At 32.7% G+C, this 21,093-nt stretch carries 18 protein-coding genes and 1 pseudogene; 2 read left to right on the top strand and 17 right to left on the bottom strand.

The window, feature by feature from the left end:
• Window positions 1–23: 23 nt before the first annotated feature.
• From arsB to A6J74_RS00815, 4 genes are all read right to left on the bottom strand, one after another.
• Window positions 24–1,064, bottom strand: coding sequence for an ACR3 family arsenite efflux transporter (gene arsB, locus A6J74_RS00830; RefSeq protein WP_000826534.1), 1,041 nt, complete (start codon window positions 1,062–1,064; stop codon window positions 24–26).
• A gap of 18 nt (window positions 1,065–1,082) precedes the next feature.
• On the bottom strand, window positions 1,083–1,520 hold the full coding sequence (locus A6J74_RS00825; protein WP_000878296.1) for an ArsI/CadI family heavy metal resistance metalloenzyme: 438 nt from the start codon (window positions 1,518–1,520) through the stop codon (window positions 1,083–1,085).
• Between the two features lie 60 nt (window positions 1,521–1,580).
• On the bottom strand, window positions 1,581–1,886 hold the full coding sequence (gene arsR / locus A6J74_RS00820) for an arsenical resistance operon transcriptional regulator ArsR (protein ID WP_033659113.1): 306 nt from the start codon (window positions 1,884–1,886) through the stop codon (window positions 1,581–1,583).
• 225 nt (window positions 1,887–2,111) lie between these two features.
• Complete coding sequence (locus A6J74_RS00815) at window positions 2,112–3,008, bottom strand: Rpn family recombination-promoting nuclease/putative transposase (protein ID WP_000071780.1); 897 nt, start codon at window positions 3,006–3,008, stop codon at window positions 2,112–2,114.
• An 866-nt stretch (window positions 3,009–3,874) separates the two neighbouring features.
• On the opposite strand from A6J74_RS00815, the gene A6J74_RS00800 reads away from it, so the two are divergent.
• Window positions 3,875–4,825, top strand: a complete 951-nt coding sequence (locus A6J74_RS00800; protein ID WP_001170302.1) for a nucleoside hydrolase — start codon at window positions 3,875–3,877, stop codon at window positions 4,823–4,825.
• A 280-nt stretch (window positions 4,826–5,105) separates the two neighbouring features.
• On the opposite strand, the gene A6J74_RS00795 is transcribed toward A6J74_RS00800, so the two are convergent.
• From A6J74_RS00795 to A6J74_RS00755, 8 genes are all read right to left on the bottom strand, one after another.
• Complete coding sequence (locus tag A6J74_RS00795; protein WP_000832868.1) at window positions 5,106–6,185, bottom strand: Ger(x)C family spore germination protein; 1,080 nt, start codon at window positions 6,183–6,185, stop codon at window positions 5,106–5,108.
• A 2-nt stretch (window positions 6,186–6,187) separates the two neighbouring features.
• Window positions 6,188–7,270, bottom strand: a complete 1,083-nt coding sequence (locus A6J74_RS00790) for a GerAB/ArcD/ProY family transporter (protein WP_000809704.1) — start codon at window positions 7,268–7,270, stop codon at window positions 6,188–6,190.
• Between the two features lie 20 nt (window positions 7,271–7,290).
• The gene (locus tag A6J74_RS00785) at window positions 7,291–8,790 is read right to left on the bottom strand and encodes a spore germination protein (RefSeq protein WP_080609179.1); all 1,500 of its coding nucleotides are present in this window, start codon (window positions 8,788–8,790) and stop codon (window positions 7,291–7,293) included.
• A 385-nt stretch (window positions 8,791–9,175) separates the two neighbouring features.
• Window positions 9,176–9,295, bottom strand: coding sequence for a DUF2164 family protein (locus tag A6J74_RS00780; protein WP_000658556.1), 120 nt, complete (start codon window positions 9,293–9,295; stop codon window positions 9,176–9,178).
• Window positions 9,296–9,501: 206 nt separating this feature from the next.
• Window positions 9,502–11,736 carry an N-acetylmuramoyl-L-alanine amidase family protein gene (locus tag A6J74_RS00775; protein WP_080609177.1) on the bottom strand — a complete coding sequence of 745 codons (2,235 nt, stop codon included), beginning with the start codon at window positions 11,734–11,736 and terminating at the stop codon, window positions 9,502–9,504.
• A gap of 732 nt (window positions 11,737–12,468) precedes the next feature.
• A complete protein-coding gene (locus A6J74_RS00765; protein ID WP_000402084.1) occupies window positions 12,469–13,095 on the bottom strand; it encodes an ABC transporter ATP-binding protein in 627 nt (208 codons plus the stop codon).
• Window positions 13,096–13,100: 5 nt separating this feature from the next.
• The gene (locus A6J74_RS00760) at window positions 13,101–15,320 is read right to left on the bottom strand and encodes a DUF1430 domain-containing protein (RefSeq protein WP_080609176.1); all 2,220 of its coding nucleotides are present in this window, start codon (window positions 15,318–15,320) and stop codon (window positions 13,101–13,103) included.
• 177 nt (window positions 15,321–15,497) lie between these two features.
• Window positions 15,498–15,785 carry a lactococcin 972 family bacteriocin gene (locus A6J74_RS00755; protein ID WP_000768886.1) on the bottom strand — a complete coding sequence of 96 codons (288 nt, stop codon included), beginning with the start codon at window positions 15,783–15,785 and terminating at the stop codon, window positions 15,498–15,500.
• Between the two features lie 653 nt (window positions 15,786–16,438).
• On the opposite strand from A6J74_RS00755, the gene A6J74_RS30245 reads away from it, so the two are divergent.
• Window positions 16,439–16,573, top strand: a complete 135-nt coding sequence (locus tag A6J74_RS30245; RefSeq protein ID WP_000653177.1) for a hypothetical protein — start codon at window positions 16,439–16,441, stop codon at window positions 16,571–16,573.
• A gap of 150 nt (window positions 16,574–16,723) precedes the next feature.
• Here A6J74_RS30245 and A6J74_RS30580 read toward each other — a convergent pair.
• The 5 genes and pseudogenes from A6J74_RS30580 to A6J74_RS00725 all read right to left on the bottom strand — a co-directional run.
• Window positions 16,724–16,823: pseudogene (locus A6J74_RS30580) on the bottom strand (DDE-type integrase/transposase/recombinase); the annotation flags it as partial.
• 51 nt (window positions 16,824–16,874) lie between these two features.
• Entirely contained in the window at window positions 16,875–17,162 is a 288-nt protein-coding gene (locus tag A6J74_RS00745) for an ArsR/SmtB family transcription factor (RefSeq protein WP_000935902.1), read from the bottom strand.
• Between the two features lie 537 nt (window positions 17,163–17,699).
• Window positions 17,700–18,011, bottom strand: coding sequence for a heavy metal-binding domain-containing protein (locus A6J74_RS00740; protein ID WP_000637486.1), 312 nt, complete (start codon window positions 18,009–18,011; stop codon window positions 17,700–17,702).
• A 171-nt stretch (window positions 18,012–18,182) separates the two neighbouring features.
• Window positions 18,183–19,304, bottom strand: coding sequence for an IS200/IS605 family element RNA-guided endonuclease TnpB (tnpB, locus tag A6J74_RS00735; RefSeq protein WP_000973303.1), 1,122 nt, complete (start codon window positions 19,302–19,304; stop codon window positions 18,183–18,185).
• Window positions 19,305–19,887: 583 nt separating this feature from the next.
• Window positions 19,888–20,583, bottom strand: a complete 696-nt coding sequence (locus A6J74_RS00725; RefSeq protein WP_000207757.1) for a response regulator transcription factor — start codon at window positions 20,581–20,583, stop codon at window positions 19,888–19,890.
• Between the last annotated feature and the right edge of the window lie 510 nt (window positions 20,584–21,093).

Genomic DNA, 21,093 nt, shown 5'->3' with positions numbered 1-21,093 from the left:
GTTTTCCACCTTTGTTTTTCAATTTATACTGGTTGGTCATTGAAGTATTTACGCTTAAACCAAAAAGCAACATTTACAAGTGCAATCATTACAGGTACTTCGACTAATGGTCCAATGACAGCTGCAAATGCTGCACCTGAATGAATACCAAAGACCCCAACAGCCACAGCAATCGCTAACTCAAAGTTATTACTACCTGCTGTAAATGCTAATGTTGTTGTCACAGGATAGTTTGCACCGATTTTTCTTCCCATAAAGAAAGAAACAAAAAACATCACAATAAAATAAATCAATAACGGAATCGCTATGCGTACTACATCTAATGGTACGCTAATAATCATTTCTCCTTTTAAAGAGAACATAATGATAATCGTAAATAGCAATGCAATTAATGTAAGGGGACTAATCTTAGGTATAAACACCTTTTCATACCACATTCTCCCCTTTAACTTCACTAATACAAAGCGTGTCAACATACCCGCTAGGAAAGGAATACCCAAATAGATAAATACTGATTTAGCTACTTCTGCCATTGTAATATCAACAATAGCCCCTTCAATTCCTAACCATTCGGGGATTACTGTTACAAACACATATGCATAAACCGAGAAAAATAACATTTGGAAGACCGAGTTAAAAGCCACCAAACCCGCTGCATATTCTTTATCACCATCAGCAAGATCATTCCAAACAATAACCATCGCAATACAACGTGCTAGACCAATCATAATAAGTCCTACCATATACTCTGGTTTATCAGGGAGAAAAATAATTGCTAGAACAAACATAAGTACAGGTCCAATAATCCAGTTTTGAACCAAAGATAGAACCAGAACTTTTACATCTTTAAATACACGACCCATTTCCTCATAGCGGACCTTCGCCAACGGCGGATACATCATTAAAATTAAACCAACAGCAAGTGGTACAGAAGTTGTTCCAACTTGCAATTCATTCAGACCATCTACTACACTAGGAAACACAAATCCTAAACCAATTCCAACAGCCATCGCTAGAAAAATCCACAGTGTTAAATATCGATCTAGAAAAGATAAACGTTTCATTTTATCCTCCTTCTCCTATTAACAACAAGAATTTTTTTCTACTTCGTTAGAAGTGGTACAACAAGATGGATCTTCTATTTTGTGAACAGCACTATCTGCTTTTGTATAAAAGAACTCCCACTCGTTACCATCCGGATCAGTTACCCAAAACTTATCTTGCACAGCATAGCAACAAGTAGTATCCATCTCATCACGTGCAAAGAATCCTTCTTTTTCTAATCTTTCTTTATGAAATGTAATTTCTTCGGCTGTATCCACTTGGAAGCCAAAGTGATTCACCTGATTCCCATTTACCTCATCTCGTACATTAAGTGTGAAATTCAGACCTGGATTATCTAATAAGAATTTTGCATAATCAACTTTTGTTTTAACTGGCGATACACCAAATACCTTTTCATAAAACTCAATAGACTTTTCTAAATTAGTAACATTGATACCAACATGAACATATTTCATAGATAATTCCTCCTTTTTATATGCTATTAATCAATTTTTTTTGATTAATAGCACAAAAATTTAACAACAGCTGCCTTTTCCTGTTTTTCTAAAGATACAGCATAGTTCTTCTGATAATAAATTGTTTACTTCAGCATCATTTAAATCATAATAACTCCACGTACCTTTTGTTTCTTTTACAATTAAACCCGCATCCAATAGGATTTTCAAATGATAAGACAACTTAGATTGAGTCATTTCAAAAGCCTCTGTTAGATCACATACACAAGTCTGTCCTCGTTGACAAAGTTCATACATAATCTCTAACCGCTTTTGATCAGCCAGTGCTTTAAACTTCTTCTCATACAACTGAAAATCTTTTACCATCATTATTCACTCCCTTCGTCAACTTTTTTCGATGTATAAAGTATATACCTTTCTTATTTCATTATGCAACTAATTAATCAATTTTTTTTGATTAATATAGACCAATCTAAATAAAAGGAGCCTATATCGAAAGTTACTTAGTAATTTTCGATATAGGCTTTTAATTATAATACTTACTTGTAGTTATATATCTTTAAATTTCATAGGTTCTTTTTTTATTACTGATTATTTTTGTTCTAAAATACGTTCAATTTCATCTATGCCTAATTTACTGGCTTTAGCAATCGTTTCAAGTGGTACACCAAGCTCATGCATACCTTTAATCATCTGTATTTTTCCTTGCTGAACCCCTTCTTGAATTCCTTCTTTTTTTCCCTCGTTACGAGCATGAGCAAACTTTGCTGCCTCATCCATTAAGGCCTTTTCTCTTGCTTCATATGCTTGACGGAAAGAAGAATCTTGACTCATATGTTCCCACTTATTTATTGCTTTTTGTAAAATCGGATCTTCGTTCATGGCAATGTCCTCCAATGTTTGTGTGAGATACTCATCTTCATTCGCTGGTAATAATAATAACCAACGAACAAAAGAATCTTCCCACGGATTAACTTTCTCTTCGCGCCATTGCTGTAGTAACTTTGGAATCTCTACAATATGAACTTCTATATCGTCACTTAATAGCTTTTGTTGTTGCTGATTCCAAAGGATTCCTGTTGTATGAAATGCTTCATATTCTGGAAACATCACAAAGTTTAACAAGTTAATGGTAATCGTTTTATGAAGTGAGCTATAAGGCATTCCTTTTTGCAATTGAGAGGTGTATAGCCTTCCCCAATAATACAAGCTTCGTTTGATCATATCGTGATTGTTATTCAATTGTATTTCTACATTTACCTTTGTTCCTGTATTTAATGTAGTCGAAATATCTAAAATGGATAATTTATCTTCTTCATATTCTCGATGCAAATGTGGATCTTCTAATTGCAGGGAAACAATAGGTGATTCTAAAGAATCTTTTAATATGGCATTTAAAAAAGCAACTAAAATATCTTCATTCCCATTTGTGCCAAATAACTGCTTAAATGCAAAATCGATACGTAAATTTACTAATGAATTGGACATGATTCTCCTCTTCCTGTTTCAGACTATATCTTTCCCTTTATTGTACATAAAACTAAAGCCAACATGCAAACAATCCTTATGATTTATATAGAGGATGCATACAGATTTACACGATAGATTCTCGAAGATGATTTGGGATCACCATATCATTTTGAGAAAATGGTACGCTAAGGAATTTATCGTTTTCCGACAGAAAACTCCTTCCTCAAAAATGTGAAGGTGTGAAACACCAATTTTAGGTGGGAGATGAATGTCGGTTGGCATAAGCCAACATATTTGCTACCATATACTTGTACAGATTGCTCTTCGAAAACTGAAGATATGAGGTTGGTCGCGGAAAAACGTTGCAACCGTAAATTCTTCAACGTTCTATCGCCCCACGCTTGCCGAAGTTGCGAAAACCAAGCTAAAGTAGGGAGTGTGGTGAGTCAACGTACAAGATATTTATGTTCCCACCGTAGGGACTACGGGTAGAGCCTGCTAAGATAACCGGTGGATACATCGGTGTTCGCAGGAATCTCCCACTTCAAACAGTCCGTAAGGACGTTAAGTGGTGAGTAGTTCAAAACCGCAACTAACCTTGATAAGTTGTATTTTTAAGGATTATGCAGTTTTCTACTTTTGTTCTTCTTTAAATTGTAGTGCCCAATCCGGTGTATACTCCTCAATAACAACGGGTCTTTCCATATTTCTAATTCCCCTTATGTATTTTGCGATTGAACATAATATCAAATTTAGATGAGTAAAGCTACTTCAAATGAATAGAATCCACTCTTTAGGAATACATAAAATATATACGTACAAGTTTAGTCTAATCACTACATCATTAGTGAAAGTAGAATTCTATAAATTTTGGAGGAAGACATATGCAAAAAAAGGTTCTTCTGTTTACAGATTTGGGAATTGATGATGCATTTGCTATGCTGTACACTTTTTTTCGTAAAGATATTCAACTTGTAGGGATTGTAGCCGATTATGGAAATGTATCAAGAGAAAATGTAATAAGAAATATTAACTATTTGAAGTACATAGCGGGAAAAAAAGAGATACCTGTATTCCTTGGTGCTTCTGTACCGTTGACAGGTATATTGGTTCACTATTTCCCTGAGGTACATGGAAAAGTCGGATTAGGACCTATCATTCCCCCTGAAATTTCTTATCCAGTTTATCCTTTAAATGATATTTATCAAATTATACATTCAAATTTAGAAGACCTTACAATTATCAATTTGGGAAGACTTTCTTCGCTAGCTACGACCTTTGTATTGAATTTAGAAACAATGCGTAACGTAAGAGAATGCATTTGCATGGGCGGAGCTTTTTTCTATCCAGGTAACGTGACTGCCGTGGCTGAAGCTAACTTTTACGCAGATCCTTATGCAGCAAATTTAATTCTGCAGCATGCGAAGAACTTAACAATTATCCCATTAAATGTAACTCAACATGCGATTGTTACACCCGAAATGGTCCAGCAAATCGATGCATTTCATCGGAATACACAGGATCTTGCAGGACTCATCATCAAACCTATGTTAGACTATTATTATAATTTCTACTCCAAGTCTAATCCTGGTATAAGCGGAAGCCCTATGCATGATTTTGTAACAGTGTGGTATTTGCTGAATCAAGAGGCTGTTAGCCTTTCAAGAGTACCCATTAAAGTTATTCCTGATCAAGGAGAAGGATTTGGTCAAAGCATTGCAGACTTTCGTTTTGCTACGAATCCAGGCTATAAAACACATAATGTAGCTTTTCAATTTGATTATGAAAGATTCCAGAAGGATATTATGGAAACATTCTTAAAAAAGAGAGTGTAACATACTTTATTAACTTCAAATAATACGGATTATGTGAATGAAAAGTCACTTCACTTAACGTACAGGAATTCGAATTTTTTAGGTTAAAATTCGCTTAGCATACAAAAATTCCGAAATGTTGGCTGTACTTATATTAAAAAATACTATGTGAAAATTCATAAATAAAAACTAGTAACAAAGCATCTTAATGTTTATGAGATGCTTTGTTACTAGTTTCTCTTCTCCCTAATCTCCTGCGAGACCATATTTATTTAAATTTTCCATATCTTATTTGATTTACTTATTCTGTAACACCAGATTGGGTTACCTTTACATCAGCTGTTACACGAAAACGTAAATGTTTATAGGATTCTTCCCATTCTTGACTGTTCCATTTTCTTACGTGAGTTCTACCAAGTTTTCTAAGTCCTATAGGATCTGTGCCTTTTTTAATAAAACTCTTTATCAATGTAGTTGCTTTTTTTTTTATTTCTTTTTCCATAATTTTTTCTAATTTTTTTATTTCTCTAGGATTATCTAGATTTTTTGTTTTTGTAAATTCTTGAATTTCAGCTTTAACTTGAATATGAGCATTTACGAATGGATGCTTGCTATTCCCCTCCATCTTATATTTTGTTCTAGCCTTTATATTCTCTATCGTGGCGTAAGTATTTGAAGAACCAGGTAGTTTGAATTGGTATGTGCCTTGTTTAAAAGTATCTGTCAACAATTTAAATACAAATAAATCTTTAGGTTTCACTGTATCAACCATTTTACATCTTTTAAAAAGTGCTATTCCATTTAACTCCAACACGTTATCTTTTTTAGATATCATCGGTAAATATGAATCTCTCGCATCATCATCAAGTTGGTTTAAAAACATAAAAAAATTTGTTTTTGGTTGCGTTCCATTGTCCATATTTTGCTCCAGTAAAGAAGATAGATAGGAAGCAATTTCTTTTTCTTTAGAATAGTTCCCCTTTAATAGTGATTCACCTTTTACATTTGTAATTGCTAAATAAATTGCATTTCCTACACTGGGATTTCGGTTCAAAGTCTCTAAAATTTCCTGCATTCCCTTTTCAATTATTTTTTCATTAAATATAATAACACGCAATTGACCTAACTCTAGAGGTCCAGAAGATTTTTCGGATGCTCTTGCAAGAACTTCTCTACCAGTCTGGCCTGATGCTGAATAGATTTTCGTTTCACCTTCCCCGCCTCCTTTATAAGCTGCAATCGCAAAGGTTCCTTTTAGCTTACCTTCTGCTTCAGTATCATATGCCGCAACTTGAACTAAATCAATGTCATCCACGATTTTCGTTTTAGCACAACCTATTGAGAAGACACTTAATATAAGGAAAAGTATCCATCGCTTCATGTTTATCTCCTTAACTTTATTTTGGCGGTTTGAATTAGCCATAGTACAGGTAGGTATACATATATATATACAAAGCCAATTTGACCTGTCCAAGTATTTAATAAGTTAATTTTATTACGGTTATTTAAGAAAAATGATAAAACAAAGATGAATACGATGATGACTGGCAAAACATATTTTTGCTTTATTCCTAGTGCCTCTTTTATACCACGACTTACTCCCCATAGTGTAAAGGAAACATTGGGTAATATAAAAAAAGCCCAAAAAGAAACAATAATGTATTCAAACCGTTCTATAAAGGGAAATTGTATAATTTTAATCATGCTTAAATATGCCCATATCGCGCTCGCGAGTTGTTTTTCACTAAAAAACGCAAGAGTTAAAATCATAAGGTATGTGTAGACAATAGTCGTTACTAAATTTGCATAGTGCGCATATTTTTGAGACGTTTTTGCCTTTCTAATAAATGGGTAGTACAACAATAACATTTCAAATCCAAAAAAACTAAACATATTTCCTTTCATTCCTTTCATAATTTCTAGGAATGAATGCTGTGCAATTGGAAATAAATTTCGGAAATCTGCATACTGCAAAGGATAAAAAAATGTGAAAATTAGAATACTTGGGATAACGATTCCAAAGAAGCCGATTCCGGCAACTACACGAAATCCTCCAGTTACAATGTAATAACATAGGCCTAAAAAAGCCCCCGCTATAACCCAAGATGAAATTGAAGGAAACATCCAAACATGTACTATTTCGATATAAGTATGTAGTGTTGTTGCACCTAACAATACAATATAGGATAAAAAAATGAAGTTGAACAATCCACCAATCCATTTTCCAAGTACGTTTTGATTGATTGCAATGATGTCTCCATTACCCTGATTTAAAATCTGATATATGATCCAAATCATAAGATTAACAGATATTCCAAAAAGTAGCGTACTAATCCATGCATCATTTCCAACTAATTTTGCACTAATCCTTTCAAAGCCAAGCATACCAACCCCCATCTGTATAGTAATAATTAAAAAAAACACCATATATGGAGATACTTGATACTCAATTGGGATCTGTTTCATAATGCTCCTCCCTGTTAAATTCAGTCATCAAAATCATTTCGTGATATGATTTTATTTTTCTCTACCTCTTCTGGATTAAAACGAAAACGCTGTTTAGATCTTGAAAAAATTGGACGTCGGAACATCGCTGAGATTGGCAGACGTATAATGCTGTCTTTCCAATCTGTAGGGCGTGTGGGATAAAAAGGGAACAAATAAGGACGTCTTAATGATTCTGTACGTAATAAGCGTGCTAAAAGGAAAGAACTTGTTAAAACAATTCCTAATAAGCCCAGCAGGTGTGCAGCTATTATAAAAGGAAAACGAATTACTCGAATTGTATTACCAATTCGATATATTGGTGCTGTAAATGAACTAAGAGCTGAAAGTGCAACAATGATAATAAGTACGTTACTTGTAAGACTTGCCTCCACCGATGCTTGTCCAATTACAATACCCCCTACTATACCGACAGTTAAACCCACTTTAGTTGGTAAACGTGTCCCCGCTTCTCTCAGTAATTCAATCGTTATTTCTAAAAAAAGTGCTTCAATTAATGGAGGAAAAGGTACTTTACTTCTCGATATGATCAACGTTTCAAGAAGTTCTTTTGGAATAAGCTCATAATGATATGTTAAGATCGAAACATATAATGGAGTCGTTAAAACAGAAAAGATAAAAGCAAAAATCCTTAACAGTCGAAAAAATGAGGCAATAATCCAAGGCATGGTGTAATCTTCTGTCGTAGAAAAAAAGTCAATTAATGTTGTTGGAAGGGTGATAGCGTAAGGTGAGCCATCTACAAAAAGTGCAATTTTCCCTTCTGCCAATACAGCTGCTACACGGTCTGGTCGTTCTGTATTCAAAAATTGAGGAAATATAGAATTAGGATTGTCTGCAATTAACTGAATCAAATACGTGCTATCCAAAACGTGGTCTGTTTTTATTTGACTCACCCGTTTTATAATTTCTTGTAGATTTTGATCATTTACAATTCCCTCAATATATACAATTGCAACGGTTGTATTAGAAAGAGATCCTACCTTCAATTCCTTCATTTGTAAATAAGGTGTTGGAAGCTTTCTACGTACTAAATTTAAGTTTACATCTAAATCTTCAACAAACGCGATTTGTGGACCCACGATATTGTATTCAATTTCAGCTTTTGTAATATCTCTTTTTTCTTTCTTTGACACATTTATTAACAAGCCATTTAATTTATCTGTATCGAACTGAATAAGTATATAGCCGCTTAAAATACTATCCTGAATATCTTCCGTTTGATTTGTTATTTTTGAATTTTCAAAGGGTAAGACAGACTGAATATCTTGTAATGAATCGAAGCTCTTCTCCTTTATATAAGTTAAAATCTCTTCATGGAATATATTCACATCGATTAATGTTCTAAAATATGAAATGACTATAGAGGAATTGTTTGAATTGATTTCCAATGTTATAAAATCTTTAGATTTTTTTAGTAATTGCATTAAATCCTGTAAAGATTTTATAGATTCATCAGGTACTTTTTCATAAGGTTTCAATTGATAATACCCTTCCTTTCAGAAAGAAGTTACATAAAGTTTTTAAGAAATTTATATTTTAAAAATCAGGCATACTGATATGCAAATATGTCCATTGAATTAGCAATAACCTCTATGAAAATAACTTAACCAAAATTGGTTAAAAAATGCATTGAAAGTAAAAGTTAGAAATAGTTGTAAGCGAAAATATGATATAGATTAAATGAAATCTCCACGCTGTGCTTTTACCAACTTCTCTTCGAGATACCCGCCAACTAAATGATATAAAACCTAAGCTAAGACATTTTTTAAAAGTTGAATAACTGATTTTCCTATGTTAAGGATTTATGAGATGACAAAAGCCCCCTTTTTTTCTACAAAAAAGGGGGGCTCGGGTGTATCATTTCTATTTTATTGGAAATTGTAGCACGTAAATTTCTTCTTCAATAACATCCATCTGAAGACGTAATGTTTTACATGCATCTTCTACAGCTTGATTATATACAAGTGGGCCAATTTCTTTCATCATAAACTCCAATATATATTCAGCTTCAAGTGAACTTAAGTCTAGTTCGAATTTTTTATTTAGTCTCAAAGAATAGAATCGAGAACTAATAAGAGGGAGTATATCTAAAAAGATTAAAACGGATCATAACATGGAAAATATAATCAGTCCATGTCATGATCCATTTTTATACGTATAGGCTAAATTTTCAAACTATCATTATGTTATTACATTTTATGTCCCCATTGGTCAAAGTGATAATCTTTACCGTCAATTTTAAACCAACCGTCTGCATAAAGGGAACCATCTTCCCTAGCACAATACCAAAGGTATCCATATGCAAGAGGCCAAGGTCTATATCCACCACCAACTTGGAACCATCCTGTTTTAGCTGCCCCATTCTCATCGAAGTAATAATATTTATTATCGATAGTTTGCCAGCCCGTTTGTACTACGCCGTTATTGTCAAAGTGATATAGTTTACCGTCGATTTTTTCAAATCCTGCTCGGTTAACAGATCCATCTTCATGGAAATAAAATCTTTTCCCGTCAATGTTTTCATAATTATTGAAAATAGTATTGTGGCCATTTGTGAAATAGTATCTTTTACCGTCTATCATTTTCCAGCCGGTATAGAAAGAGCCATCTTCTAAACTATAATATGCTATTGTGTTCGCATTTTTGTTGATTCCTGTTTTCAAAATTGAACCGTCGTTATTAAATGCTAATATTTTGTTGTCAAGCTTAACATTAACAGCGTTGTTTATAGCTTCCCCATTTAGATTAGAAACTCTCTCCAGCACACCTTTGTCGGAAAAGTGAAGGATGACATCTTGATCTTCTAAACGTATTTCTTTTTTATTTGGCACGAAGTTTTGGAAATAATAAATTTTCCCATCTATATCTTTCAAGCCTTCTTTAACAAACGCTCCAGAGGCATCAGAATAGTATAGGTCTCTCCATGCTGATCGTTGCAGAACACCGGAGTCATTGAAGTTATAGTACTTCCCATCAATTAGTGAGTCACTTCCTCCTCCAGTAACCATGTAGCCATAAGGGGATGAGAAATAATAAGTCTTCTCCTTAATTTCTTGCCAGCCTGTCAAAATGACTCCTTCAGCATCTGCAAAGGAATAACCAGTACCTCGATTTATCCAACTGTTCTTTATCACGTTTCCAGAGGAATCTTTTGCACTATATTTAGTAGGGTCCTTTTCATTAGATATAATCTCTATTTTGTCATAATTTTGTTTCTCATTTTCTTTACCCGGATACCACTCTATTAACCAATTGTTAATTTCATTGTTGCTTTTATTAGAGAAACGAATTTCAGATTTGAAACTCCAATCAGTACCAAATTGAGAAGTATATTGATTACCTGCCAGACTTACCCCATTTTTGTTATTCAAACGGAATTGAAATTTACCATCGTTAGAATTTCCTATCTGAACAAGTTCAAACACTTCATCATCGCCAAGCGAATCGGAATATTGAAGTCCGTTTCCTTCTTTTCCTGAAAGATATTTTGAACCTGTCTTTACGATTACTTTATTCGTTCCTTTTTTATAAGGGATAATTTGATAACCTTTACCGTCATTTAGTGTAATGAATGGCAGTGCCATAGATGTCTCTAGGACGTTAGTACGCTCCGCCAATACATCAGATAATCGATCATAAAAATCTGCACGAGCTTTAGGATCAATATTAACATAGTTGTCAAGGACATCTTTAGATACTGGCTTTGAAGTTAATGTTATCAATCGTTTTTGTTCATCTGATAATTTATTTGCTATCTGATCAAATAGGTAATCTGAATTTCTAGCAATCACCGTCCAATCGCCAAAGGAGTCACCGGAATATTTTTTGTAAAGTGGACCAAGAAATCTTGGGTTTTTACCAGATGCTTTTTCTACAAATGCATGTTGGCCTTGATTGATCACAACTCCGGTCTTTCCTTCGTCTAATTGTGCTTGTGTAATGTAAAGAAGATCGTGTTCTGAAACATTTGCTGCATTAGGGTTTAAATCTATAATTGCACCTGCTTCAGTAATTTTAAGCTGCTGTCCAGATTTTAGTTGATGAATTTCAATTTTTCCATTTGGATAGCGTACTTTAACTTGTTTAAGAAAATTCAAATCACCTTGTGTATGATACATAGAAATATTAAATTCCCCAGATTTAAAACTAGGAGCTTGGTAAGTTTCGTTTTCTGCATATACATCAATGTGAGTACCTGGGTCTCGATCCCCTGGGCTTATTCCAAGTGCTTCATAAGTGTTTGCTACAGCACCTAATACAGTAATAGTTATATCTACTACCGCACCTATCCCTGCACTAGCCTTACTTTCTCCAACAGGAGCCATAGAAAAAAGAATACCTAATGCCGCTGTTGCAGGGATTACCTTCTTTCTAATTCCTACAGGAAGAATTTCTTTTACCCTTTTTGTTTCTTTTCCATTCATAATGTCATTCCTCGCTTTTTATTTTTCTATTTATTAATCCGAATCTTACGTTCGAAAGGTTATCTTAATTTAAAAACCTTTCAAATCTCTTACGTAAATATTACAAAAGTCTTTCATAAGGTGATTTTATTGTTTGTTTTCACTAATTCTCCATAATTCACTCTTAACCAAAGTAATATTCCTATAACATATCCCTTGAAACCTGTTTGAACTACCCCCACTTTCACTTCGTTTAGAAGAGGGGGATTCCTAAGTAAAGAGTTCTATCGAACTCTAATTTATTAGGCTAGCTCCACAGTCCTTGCGGTTAGAAGCCTTATCGCTTCTTTCTTTAGATTGATACTTGCGTTAATTCAAATAGTTGCACAAAAACGAAACCTTTCAGACTCGGATTTAAAGGCCATCTACCAGAAAAGGCTAAAGCCTCAGTTAAAATGAAGTTGGATACTGGAGAATAAAGCCACTAAAAAAAGAATGCCCTTTTTGTTATTTAAAGGAGCATTCTTTTTTTATAAGATAAGCGTACATTCCCTTTCAGCAAAGGTTTAAAGAATTTCTTGTTATGAGGATCTTTATGTTTCTCATGTATGACGAAAGCCTGTTACAATAGAACTAAGTCAAATATGAAATACCCTTAGGAAGCTCTCATAGGTATAAGATCTATGGGGGATTTTTCATTACAGTTATTTTGAAGTTTTTGCACCATAACCGTTAATACCTTATTTTCAAAATTTATAGTGTAACAACGTTAGTACATATTTTAGATACTTCAGGGTCATGAGTAACAATTAGAATTGTTTTTCCTTCATTATTTAATGACTTTAATATACTAAGCACCTGATCCCGATTCACTTCATCTAATGATCCAGTTGGCTCATCTGCTAGGATGATATCATTCTTTTTTAACATGAGCCTAGCTAATGCTATTCTTTGTTGTTCTCCACCACTAAGTTGATAAATTTTACTGTTTAATTTGTCTAGTAGCCCAACTTTTTCTAGAACTTCTTTTTTCTTGTCATCTTTATTAGGTAACTTAACATATTCTAGTGCTACATCTAAATTTTTGCTCACAGTCTCATTATCAATTAATGCATAATTTTGAAAGAGATAGCCTATTGTATATCTAAAAAGCTCGATTTGTTTTTTTTCGCTCTTCCAAGCGTTTTCTATTCCTTGTATGATGACATCTCCAGAATCTGGTTCTTCTAAAAGACCTACTATATTTAATAGCGTTGATTTTCCGGTTCCACTTTGCCCCGTAATAGCCATCATTTCTCCTTTATTTACAACCAAATTAAAATTATCAAGCACTTGTTTATTTTCATATTTCTTAGATATATTTTTCAGCTCAATTTCCACTTGAACTACGCTCCTTTTAATACGTCCTTATTTTTCTTCTTTTCTACAAATCGAATGATGAAATAAACAATTAATAATTCAACTAACCAATAAGCTGGAATTATAAGTGAAATAATTGTATAATTTGCTAATTTAAATGTTAATGCACCTAAATAAATTATTAACCAAAAAAGACCTAAAAGAAAACAGATTTTACTGTGTCGCTTATAAAAATCGAAGCCATTGATTCTCTGAACGGCATGAATAAATTTATTTCTTTCTAAATAATTTAAAACTGTAAAACAAGTAATAATAATCTCTATGCTAAGTAATAATGTTACAAAAAGAAGAGTAAATTGAAGTTCGCTTTTTAATTTAAAGAGATAATCATCTACAATACTATATAATGACGGCGTTGTAAGAATGATATCTTGGAGACCTGCGATTTTAATGTCTTCTTTTAATTCTTTATAAGGCTGACTTGGATTATCTACTTTTGGGAAAAAATAACGCCCAGTTAAATAACTTAAATAGCTGTCTCCACCCATATTTTCTGAGTTAACAACAATCAATATAGCGCCCTTGCTATAATTTTGGTTGTTAACCTCTAGCATAGGATTATACAAAAAATGTTTTTGGTTATCTTGGATATAGAGAAGTTTAATTTCAACCTGTTTATGTGGTTCAATTTTTTCTCCTATGCTTTCCTTATGTTTATCTTCATCAATAAACCTTGTGAATTGATACCATTCTTTATACATTTTTAAAATATCAGCTTCGTTGCTGCGATATTTATTGGGAACTAATATAACTAAATAGTCACCATAATCAGCATCGATATTGATTTTTTTACCATTCAAATCATAAACTGGATTATCATGTAAATAATTAGAATTCACTTGAAGGGTGTTACCGCCATGAGGATCATACTCTTTAACATCTCCTATAGTATTGTTTAAAGAATTGTTATACTCTAACTGTTTTTTGTACGTTATACCATCTGATGGTTTTATAAGCAAAGCCCCTTTTTGGTTAGTTATTCCAAATAGTTTCTTGCTTTTAATTCCAGTTTCATATTCCCAGTTTGTGCGGTCGCCTATAATATTACTTTGATATTCATAAAAACTATAATTTTTTGTTGTATCCCATTGTTCCTGGTTAGAGTTTTGTACAGTTAGATCTTGATAATAATTTATAAGATTAAAAGAAAAGATAATTAGAAAAATCGAAAAGATAAACTTTGAACTATAATTTAAAAATTGAACTAGTTTTAATGGTTTTTTATTTTTTAATAGTTCCAGAATTTTTATATGATATATCATTAAAGAAGGAAGTAGGCTAACTAGAATAGAAATACCTGAAAAAATTAATTGCCACACAATCCATGTACTACCAAAATCTAAGAATTTACTCATCCCATTATAAAAAAACAAGTATATTACTTGTCCTATAATAACTACCATTAAGGATAACGTATGAATTTGAATACTTTCTTTTAATAGATGCTTAAAAATCAGTTCTCTATCCGTATATCCAAACAGTTTTCTAATTGCCAAACTTTTATAATTTAATAATATATAATATAAAAAACTCAGGAAGATGAGTAACAGAACTATAGTAAGAACTATAATAAAGTACTTATCAACTCCCTGATTTTCTAGGATGTTCATAGCACCTACTCGTTCTGACTCTTCCGTTTTGAACCCGATTTCGGTATTTAATTTCTCTTTTACCTTTTGAACAACGTTTGGATTGTTACTATCAACAAAATAAGCGCCTCTCAAGTTTTCATCTTTTGCCGCTTCTATAGGCCTAATTTCCACCATAAGTTCAGGTGAAAATATGTTTATCTTTCCAACCTGCTCTTTATCTTTCGTATCTCTTGATGACAAATAACTTGCTGCGGAATGATCTTGAGTGAATATCTCTCCCCATTCTAGCGGATATTTTTGTTTGAATTGTGTTTCATCCCCGATAGCTGCATAGATAGTTACTTTTTGTTTTTTTGAAGTTTTAATCGGTTTATATGATAATTTATAGATGTTGATTTTTTCCTTTTTGGATAATTCCTCAATCTTTCTTAGTTTATCTTCCGGGCGTTCATCTTTATTCAATTCAACCACTTGAATTCCATTTTTATCAGAAAAATTTATATTTACCATTTCTCTTTTTTCAAAGTGCTTAGTAAATACAAATGAAGATACAGCATAGGCTACAAGTACTAAAGTAATTAATATTTTTTTCATACCAGTCTCCATTTTCCGTATTCTATTTTCATTTAGAATTCAAATGAAGATAGAATACCCTTTGTCTTCAAATATTAATAAAAATAATTTGCTTATCTATATGTATATAAGTCACATAAAATAGAATCCTAGAACATGCAGGTAATAACCCACGAGTTCTAGGATTTTTCTTACTTTTTATTTAACAGACCAATAAGATTCATCTACACCAGCTGTATCAGGTGCACTTGCATATGAAGTATAACCTGGGTTCGTCCATGGAGAACTATAATAATATTGTCCGATTACTGAAGATTTGTGAACTTTGCTTCCGTGGTAATAATTTGACCAAACTGAACCACCACCGGTTCCATAATTCCATGTTCCCCCCCCTACATTTTGTGTTGCAGCAAATGCTGCTGTTGCTCCTGAACCAAGTATTGCAGCACTTAATACTAATGAACTTACAGTTTTTTTCAATTTCAATGTTTTTTCCCCCTTTAACATCTAATTAATTTATTTAGATATTGCAGACTGACTACCTTTTTATTTTTAAACAACCGCATTAAAAAATAAATATATAGAACAGAATACAATAAACTAACAAATAGGAAGTAAATAAGGTAAAGATACTCAAATGAAAAAATAATTCAATTAAAAATAGGGTGGGAAATATTAACTTCAAATCGTTTTTTTAAATATTATCACAGTTTTTTTCAAGAAAGACACATTCAAAATTTTTTAAATAAAATTCAGAATTTTCTGTAATTATTTGATATAAAAATAGTGATACTTAAAAAGAAAATTTTCAATCAAGTAAGTATTTACAAATATAGAGGGGAGTAATTGGAAAGTATTTTAAATGATGCAATTTAAGAAATAGACATTTTCAATTTTTTGTTAGCATGGAATCGTATGGTATGCGATCTAAAAAAAATTTGTGGTAAGTGTGAGAAATCACTTTGTTTAATACGTTATATAAGGTATAAGAAATTGTCTATCCATTATTAACGTTACATATTACAAATTAAATATTTCGATAATACGGAAAGAATAAATTTTTACTAAATATGCCTTAGATTCACTTTCTTAATTGCATAAAAAATTAAAATAAGAAAGAATTTAGGGGGTGAGATAGTATGAAAGATATTTATGAACTATTACAAGAGATCCATATAAACCTAACTGAATTTGAAGAAATAAAATGTAGTGAGGTAGAAAAAGAGAAAGTAAAAGGTTTTGTAAAAGAGTTAATTAAAAAGAAGGAAGACTGAAAATGTTTATAACGCAAGTATCAATCTAAAGAATGAAGCGATAAGGCTTCTAACCGCAAGGACTGTGGAGATAGCCTAACTCTTTACTTAGGAATCTCCCTCTTCTAAAAAAGTGAAAGTGGGGGTAGTTTAATCATAAGAAGTCATTGACGTATTTGAAACATGAAAATTAATTGTATTAACTTTAAATAACAGCACGGTATTAGTACATCCATTGACCTTTAATTTTTACATATGTCTCATCAATCCGCTAAGAATCCTTGATTGACTTAGGGGGTTCTGGAACAAAGATTATTATTTTTTACTTACAATTAGTAGATTTGTAATCTAGTAGTATTTCAACAATGGAATTAATAGTTTTGTTTTGGGCACTATAGTAGACTTCTAATCCTTTTCTATCATTTCTAATTAATTTTTGAGATTTCATCTTTGCTAAATGCTGTGAAACAGTAGATTGTGGGATACCCAGTATACCTACAATTTGTGTTACATTACATGCCCCTCTTATAATTAATTCTTTCAAAATTTCAATTCTTACTGGATGAGCTAATGCCTTAAAAACTTCTGCGTCTTTTTCATAATTTAACAAACTAAACATCTCCTTTTGAATCGATATATGTTTATAATATTAATAATTTATTCTGCATCATCTTTTTGATTTAATTAGTTTTTTATTTTTTCAACATACCCTGGTATGCTTGAGACACTCTTATTCTCTTTTTTTACTTCCTTTAATTCATCTGAAAATGTTGCATTTGGCTTTTTCATATTAGACATAATTCCAAGATCACCTTTGATGGTTTCTTACCTAAGTAACTTTGCTTAACCGAATCAGTGGTTTCTAGTAGTAGGAATTGACCTCTACCAAGGAATTGACTCCCTTCATGTACTTTCGCAAGAATCCTTTTTGGGATATGCCAGAAATTCCAATAGTTAATAGCGATTGTGTAAACCCTACACCTAATGTATCGACTTATTTGATACATTGTTAGCTATTCGCCAGAACCTCTATGTAACTAATTTTTTTCAAAGAGTATTTTTCTATAAAAAACTGCAACTCTAATTGTTAGTTATGTCTAACAATTAGAATTGCAGTTCACCAATTAGGTTATATTTTGCTTTCTATTTAGACACGTACAGCTGTACCGCTTACTGCAACCATTAGCATTCCATCACGAACGACTTCGTAGTCTACATCGATACCAACAATTGCATTTGCTCCTTTTTGCGTTGCAAGTTGTTTCATTTCTTCCATGGCAATGTCACGAGCTTCTTTTAATTTACTTTCATAAGCACCAGAACGGCCACCTACAACGTCACGAACAGAAGCGAATATGTCGCGTACGATATTTGCACCCATAATTGCTTCACCGTTTACGATGTCTATATACTCAATAATTTCTTTACCCTGAATAGTATTAGTTGTTGTTACGATCATTATTAACACACTCCTATAATTTTTAAAAAGTTATTGTTGATTGCTATAATCCTATTATTAATTTTAAAAACTAAATAAACTATCTAATAACCTTACTTGAACTACCCCCACTTTCACTTCGTTTAGAAGAGGGGGATTCCTAAGTAAAGAGTTCTATTGAACTCTAATTTATTAGGCTATCTCCGCAGTCCTTGCGGTTAGAAGCCTTATCGCTTCATTCTTTAGATTAATACTTGCGTTAATATCCCTATCATGGTGTGTACGACAAGAAGGGCAGTCCCATTTACGTAGGTTGAGATTTTTAACGTCTTTGTTTTGATATCCACAACAAGAACATAATTGGCTGGAAGCAAATGTTTTCGATACGACAATGACTTGTTTGCCGTACCATTTTGCTTTGTATTCCAACATGGTTCGAAACTGTGACCATGATACCTCACTAATTGCTTTTGCTAACTTATGATTCTTTAACATATTCGATACTTGCAAATCCTCTATACCGATAACATCGTGGTTTTTGATGATTTCAGTTGAGATTTTGTCCAAGTAATCTTTTCTAGCATTTGCCATGTATTCATGAATTCTAGCCACTTTTACTCGCTGTTTATTCCAGCGAGAAGATCCTTTTGTTCTTCTAGAAAGAACACGCTGTGCTTTCGCCAACTTCTCTTCTAATGATCGAAAAAACTTCGGATTTTTATAGATTGTTCCATCTGACAAAATGGCGAAATCTTTTAGTCCCACATCCATTCCAATGTAAGAATGTGTTTTCGGAAGTTCTTGTACTTCTGTTTCAACTAACAAGGACACAAAGTATCTGCCAGAAGGGTTCCGTCTAACTGTAGCATTTAAAATACGTCCTTTTACTTCACGACTTTTGGCAAATCGAACAAGACCTAGTTTTGGCAATTTTATTTTGTCTCCTACAACGGCAATGTTTTCATTTGTTTGTTTTGTGTTGTAAGATTGTACGTTGTTTTTCTTAGATTTGAAACACGGGGCACTGTTTTGTTTTTTGAAAAAGCGTGTATAAGCATCCGCAAGGTTGCGAACAGACGACTGAATCGCAATACTATCCACTTCTTTGAGCCAAACAAATTCTTTCTTCATGGCAGGAAGTTTGGCAGAGCATGTACCATATGTCAAACCTTTCCCTGTCTCTTTGTATGCGTTATCCCATAGAGATAGGAAATGATTGAATACAAAACGAGAACAGCCAATTGTTTTATTAATTAGGGTTGCTTGTGCTTGATTTGGATAGATACGAAATTTATATGCTTTATTAATCATCACTCATTTCACCTCCATTTCGGCATGTGTCTATTATACAACAAACATACATTCGATAGATAGTGAAGTAACAGTTTATGTATGTCGAACAATTAAGATTGCTTCCTGCCATCTCTTGTCCGAAGCCAATTCATCTCCCACCTACTCACTTCGCGTTCCTTGAGGAAGGAGTCTTCTTGGCTAAAATGATAAAGATGACAGTTCTGTAAGGGTGAAAGAAAACAAGCTATCCACAAAAAACTTGTTTCTTGTAGGGGTTATTTATCAAAAAACTGCATATCCATCAATCATATCTACTGGTAATTTATTATATACAGATGCTTCAGAAATAATAGTAGCCGATACTACATATAACGATAAAACATCGATTTTAACATTTATAATCTTAAAGAAATAGATTTAATTTTCAATTCATTCCCATCAGAAAATGATACTGTTTCGACGTTCTTTTGAATTGCCCTATTGCCCAAATTTGTTTTCTTAACACTAATATTAAAATGCTTTCAATATTAAAAATAGTTTTTGTAAGTTTTGTAAATACTTTTGTAATTAAAAAAAAGTATAAGCGAATCGATTTTCTGCCAAATTAGTTGCAATGTTTGTTTTCGTTCCATCTATATCCTTTTCCTCGTACCGTAAGGAGAAACTCAGGATTAGAAGGACTAGTTTCGATCTTTTGACGAAGACGATTGATATTCACATCGATGACTTTTGTATTACCTACACAATTTATACCCCATATTTTATTTAGGAGTTCATTACGTGAAATTGGTTTCATGGAATTTTCCATTAAATATCGTAAAATAATATGCTCTGTTGGAGTTAAATCAATTACTATCTCATTCCTATATAATTCTCCTAGCAGAAGATTTAATTGAAATGGCCCCGAATGAATCAATTCCAATTCCTTTTTATTTTTTTGAATTCTTCTTAGCAATGATTGTACACGTGCTACTAATTCAATTATACTAAATGGCTTTTTAATATAATCATCTGCCCCAATTGTCAAACCGTGTACCTGATCTTTCTCTTGAACAAGTGCCGTTAATATAATAATACCAATATCTTCATTGTTTTTTCGTATACTTTTGCATACCCGAAATCCATCTATTCCTGGTAACATAACATCAAGTATTACAATATCAACATTATTCTGTTCTAAAAGTTCAAGAGCTTTTTCACCTGTATCGGTTTCTAAAACATTGAAACCAGCACGCTGCATGTTCAATGTAATAAAACTACGGATGGTTATATCATCTTCTAATACTAAGATTGTTGTCATACTCACCGCTCCTTTACTCTTGTTGATAAACGGCTATTGGTTTGATATAAGTTCTAAGATTCTGGTAGTTTATTTTCAAAAAATTTTATATACATGTGCACTTTTTTTATATGTATCAACTCCTAGGAGTCACTATATATGTCCATCAACTTAAAAATCTAGTAAAAAAACTGTCATCCTTTCGATTTAGTCTTTTAGAAAGAATAACGTGGAGCTAGTAAAGATTCTTAAGTTGGTGGACATGGAGTGGTATCCCTAGTTTATTCGTTCTATATTAATTAAGTGATAGGACTTTTTCGTCCTTAATCTCATTCCCCTGTCAACTCTACGACCACATAATTTATTACGTGAAAACGAAATATTTTTCATCGTTTGCTCTTAAATTCCCACGTTTTTATATACACCTCAAAACGCTTTGACTAGATAATACAAGTTCTCTTCTGATTCACCTGAATAAAGTTGAGCCTCTTGAAACTCCCCAATCGATTAGCTGATTAATGATGCGCCGTT

It is taken from the genome of Bacillus sp. FDAARGOS_235 (assembly GCF_002073415.2).
Lineage (GTDB): Bacteria > Bacillota > Bacilli > Bacillales > Bacillaceae_G > Bacillus_A > Bacillus_A toyonensis.
The sequence above is the reverse complement of the archived record's forward strand: the minus strand, read 5'-3'. Positions and strand labels throughout refer to the sequence as shown.

Bases quoted from the DNA above. Each gene is read 5' to 3' on its own strand.
- arsB (WP_000826534.1), bottom strand. From the start codon at position 1,064: ATGAAACGTTTATCTTTTCTAGATCGATATTTAACACTGTGGATTTTT.
- A6J74_RS00825 (WP_000878296.1), bottom strand. From the start codon at position 1,520: ATGAAATATGTTCATGTTGGTATCAATGTTACTAATTTAGAAAAGTCT.
- arsR (WP_033659113.1), bottom strand. From the start codon at position 1,886: ATGGTAAAAGATTTTCAGTTGTATGAGAAGAAGTTTAAAGCACTGGCT.
- A6J74_RS00815 (WP_000071780.1), bottom strand. From the start codon at position 3,008: ATGTCCAATTCATTAGTAAATTTACGTATCGATTTTGCATTTAAGCAG.
- A6J74_RS00800 (WP_001170302.1), top strand. From the start codon at position 3,875: ATGCAAAAAAAGGTTCTTCTGTTTACAGATTTGGGAATTGATGATGCA.
- A6J74_RS00795 (WP_000832868.1), bottom strand. From the start codon at position 6,185: ATGAAGCGATGGATACTTTTCCTTATATTAAGTGTCTTCTCAATAGGT.
- A6J74_RS00790 (WP_000809704.1), bottom strand. From the start codon at position 7,270: ATGAAACAGATCCCAATTGAGTATCAAGTATCTCCATATATGGTGTTT.
- A6J74_RS00780 (WP_000658556.1), bottom strand. From the start codon at position 9,295: ATGAAAGAAATTGGCCCACTTGTATATAATCAAGCTGTAGAAGATGCA.
- A6J74_RS00775 (WP_080609177.1), bottom strand. From the start codon at position 11,736: ATGAATGGAAAAGAAACAAAAAGGGTAAAAGAAATTCTTCCTGTAGGA.
- A6J74_RS00760 (WP_080609176.1), bottom strand. From the start codon at position 15,320: ATGAAAAAAATATTAATTACTTTAGTACTTGTAGCCTATGCTGTATCT.
- A6J74_RS30245 (WP_000653177.1), top strand. From the start codon at position 16,439: ATGAAAGATATTTATGAACTATTACAAGAGATCCATATAAACCTAACT.
- A6J74_RS00740 (WP_000637486.1), bottom strand. From the start codon at position 18,011: ATGATCGTAACAACAACTAATACTATTCAGGGTAAAGAAATTATTGAG.
- A6J74_RS00725 (WP_000207757.1), bottom strand. From the start codon at position 20,583: ATGACAACAATCTTAGTATTAGAAGATGATATAACCATCCGTAGTTTT.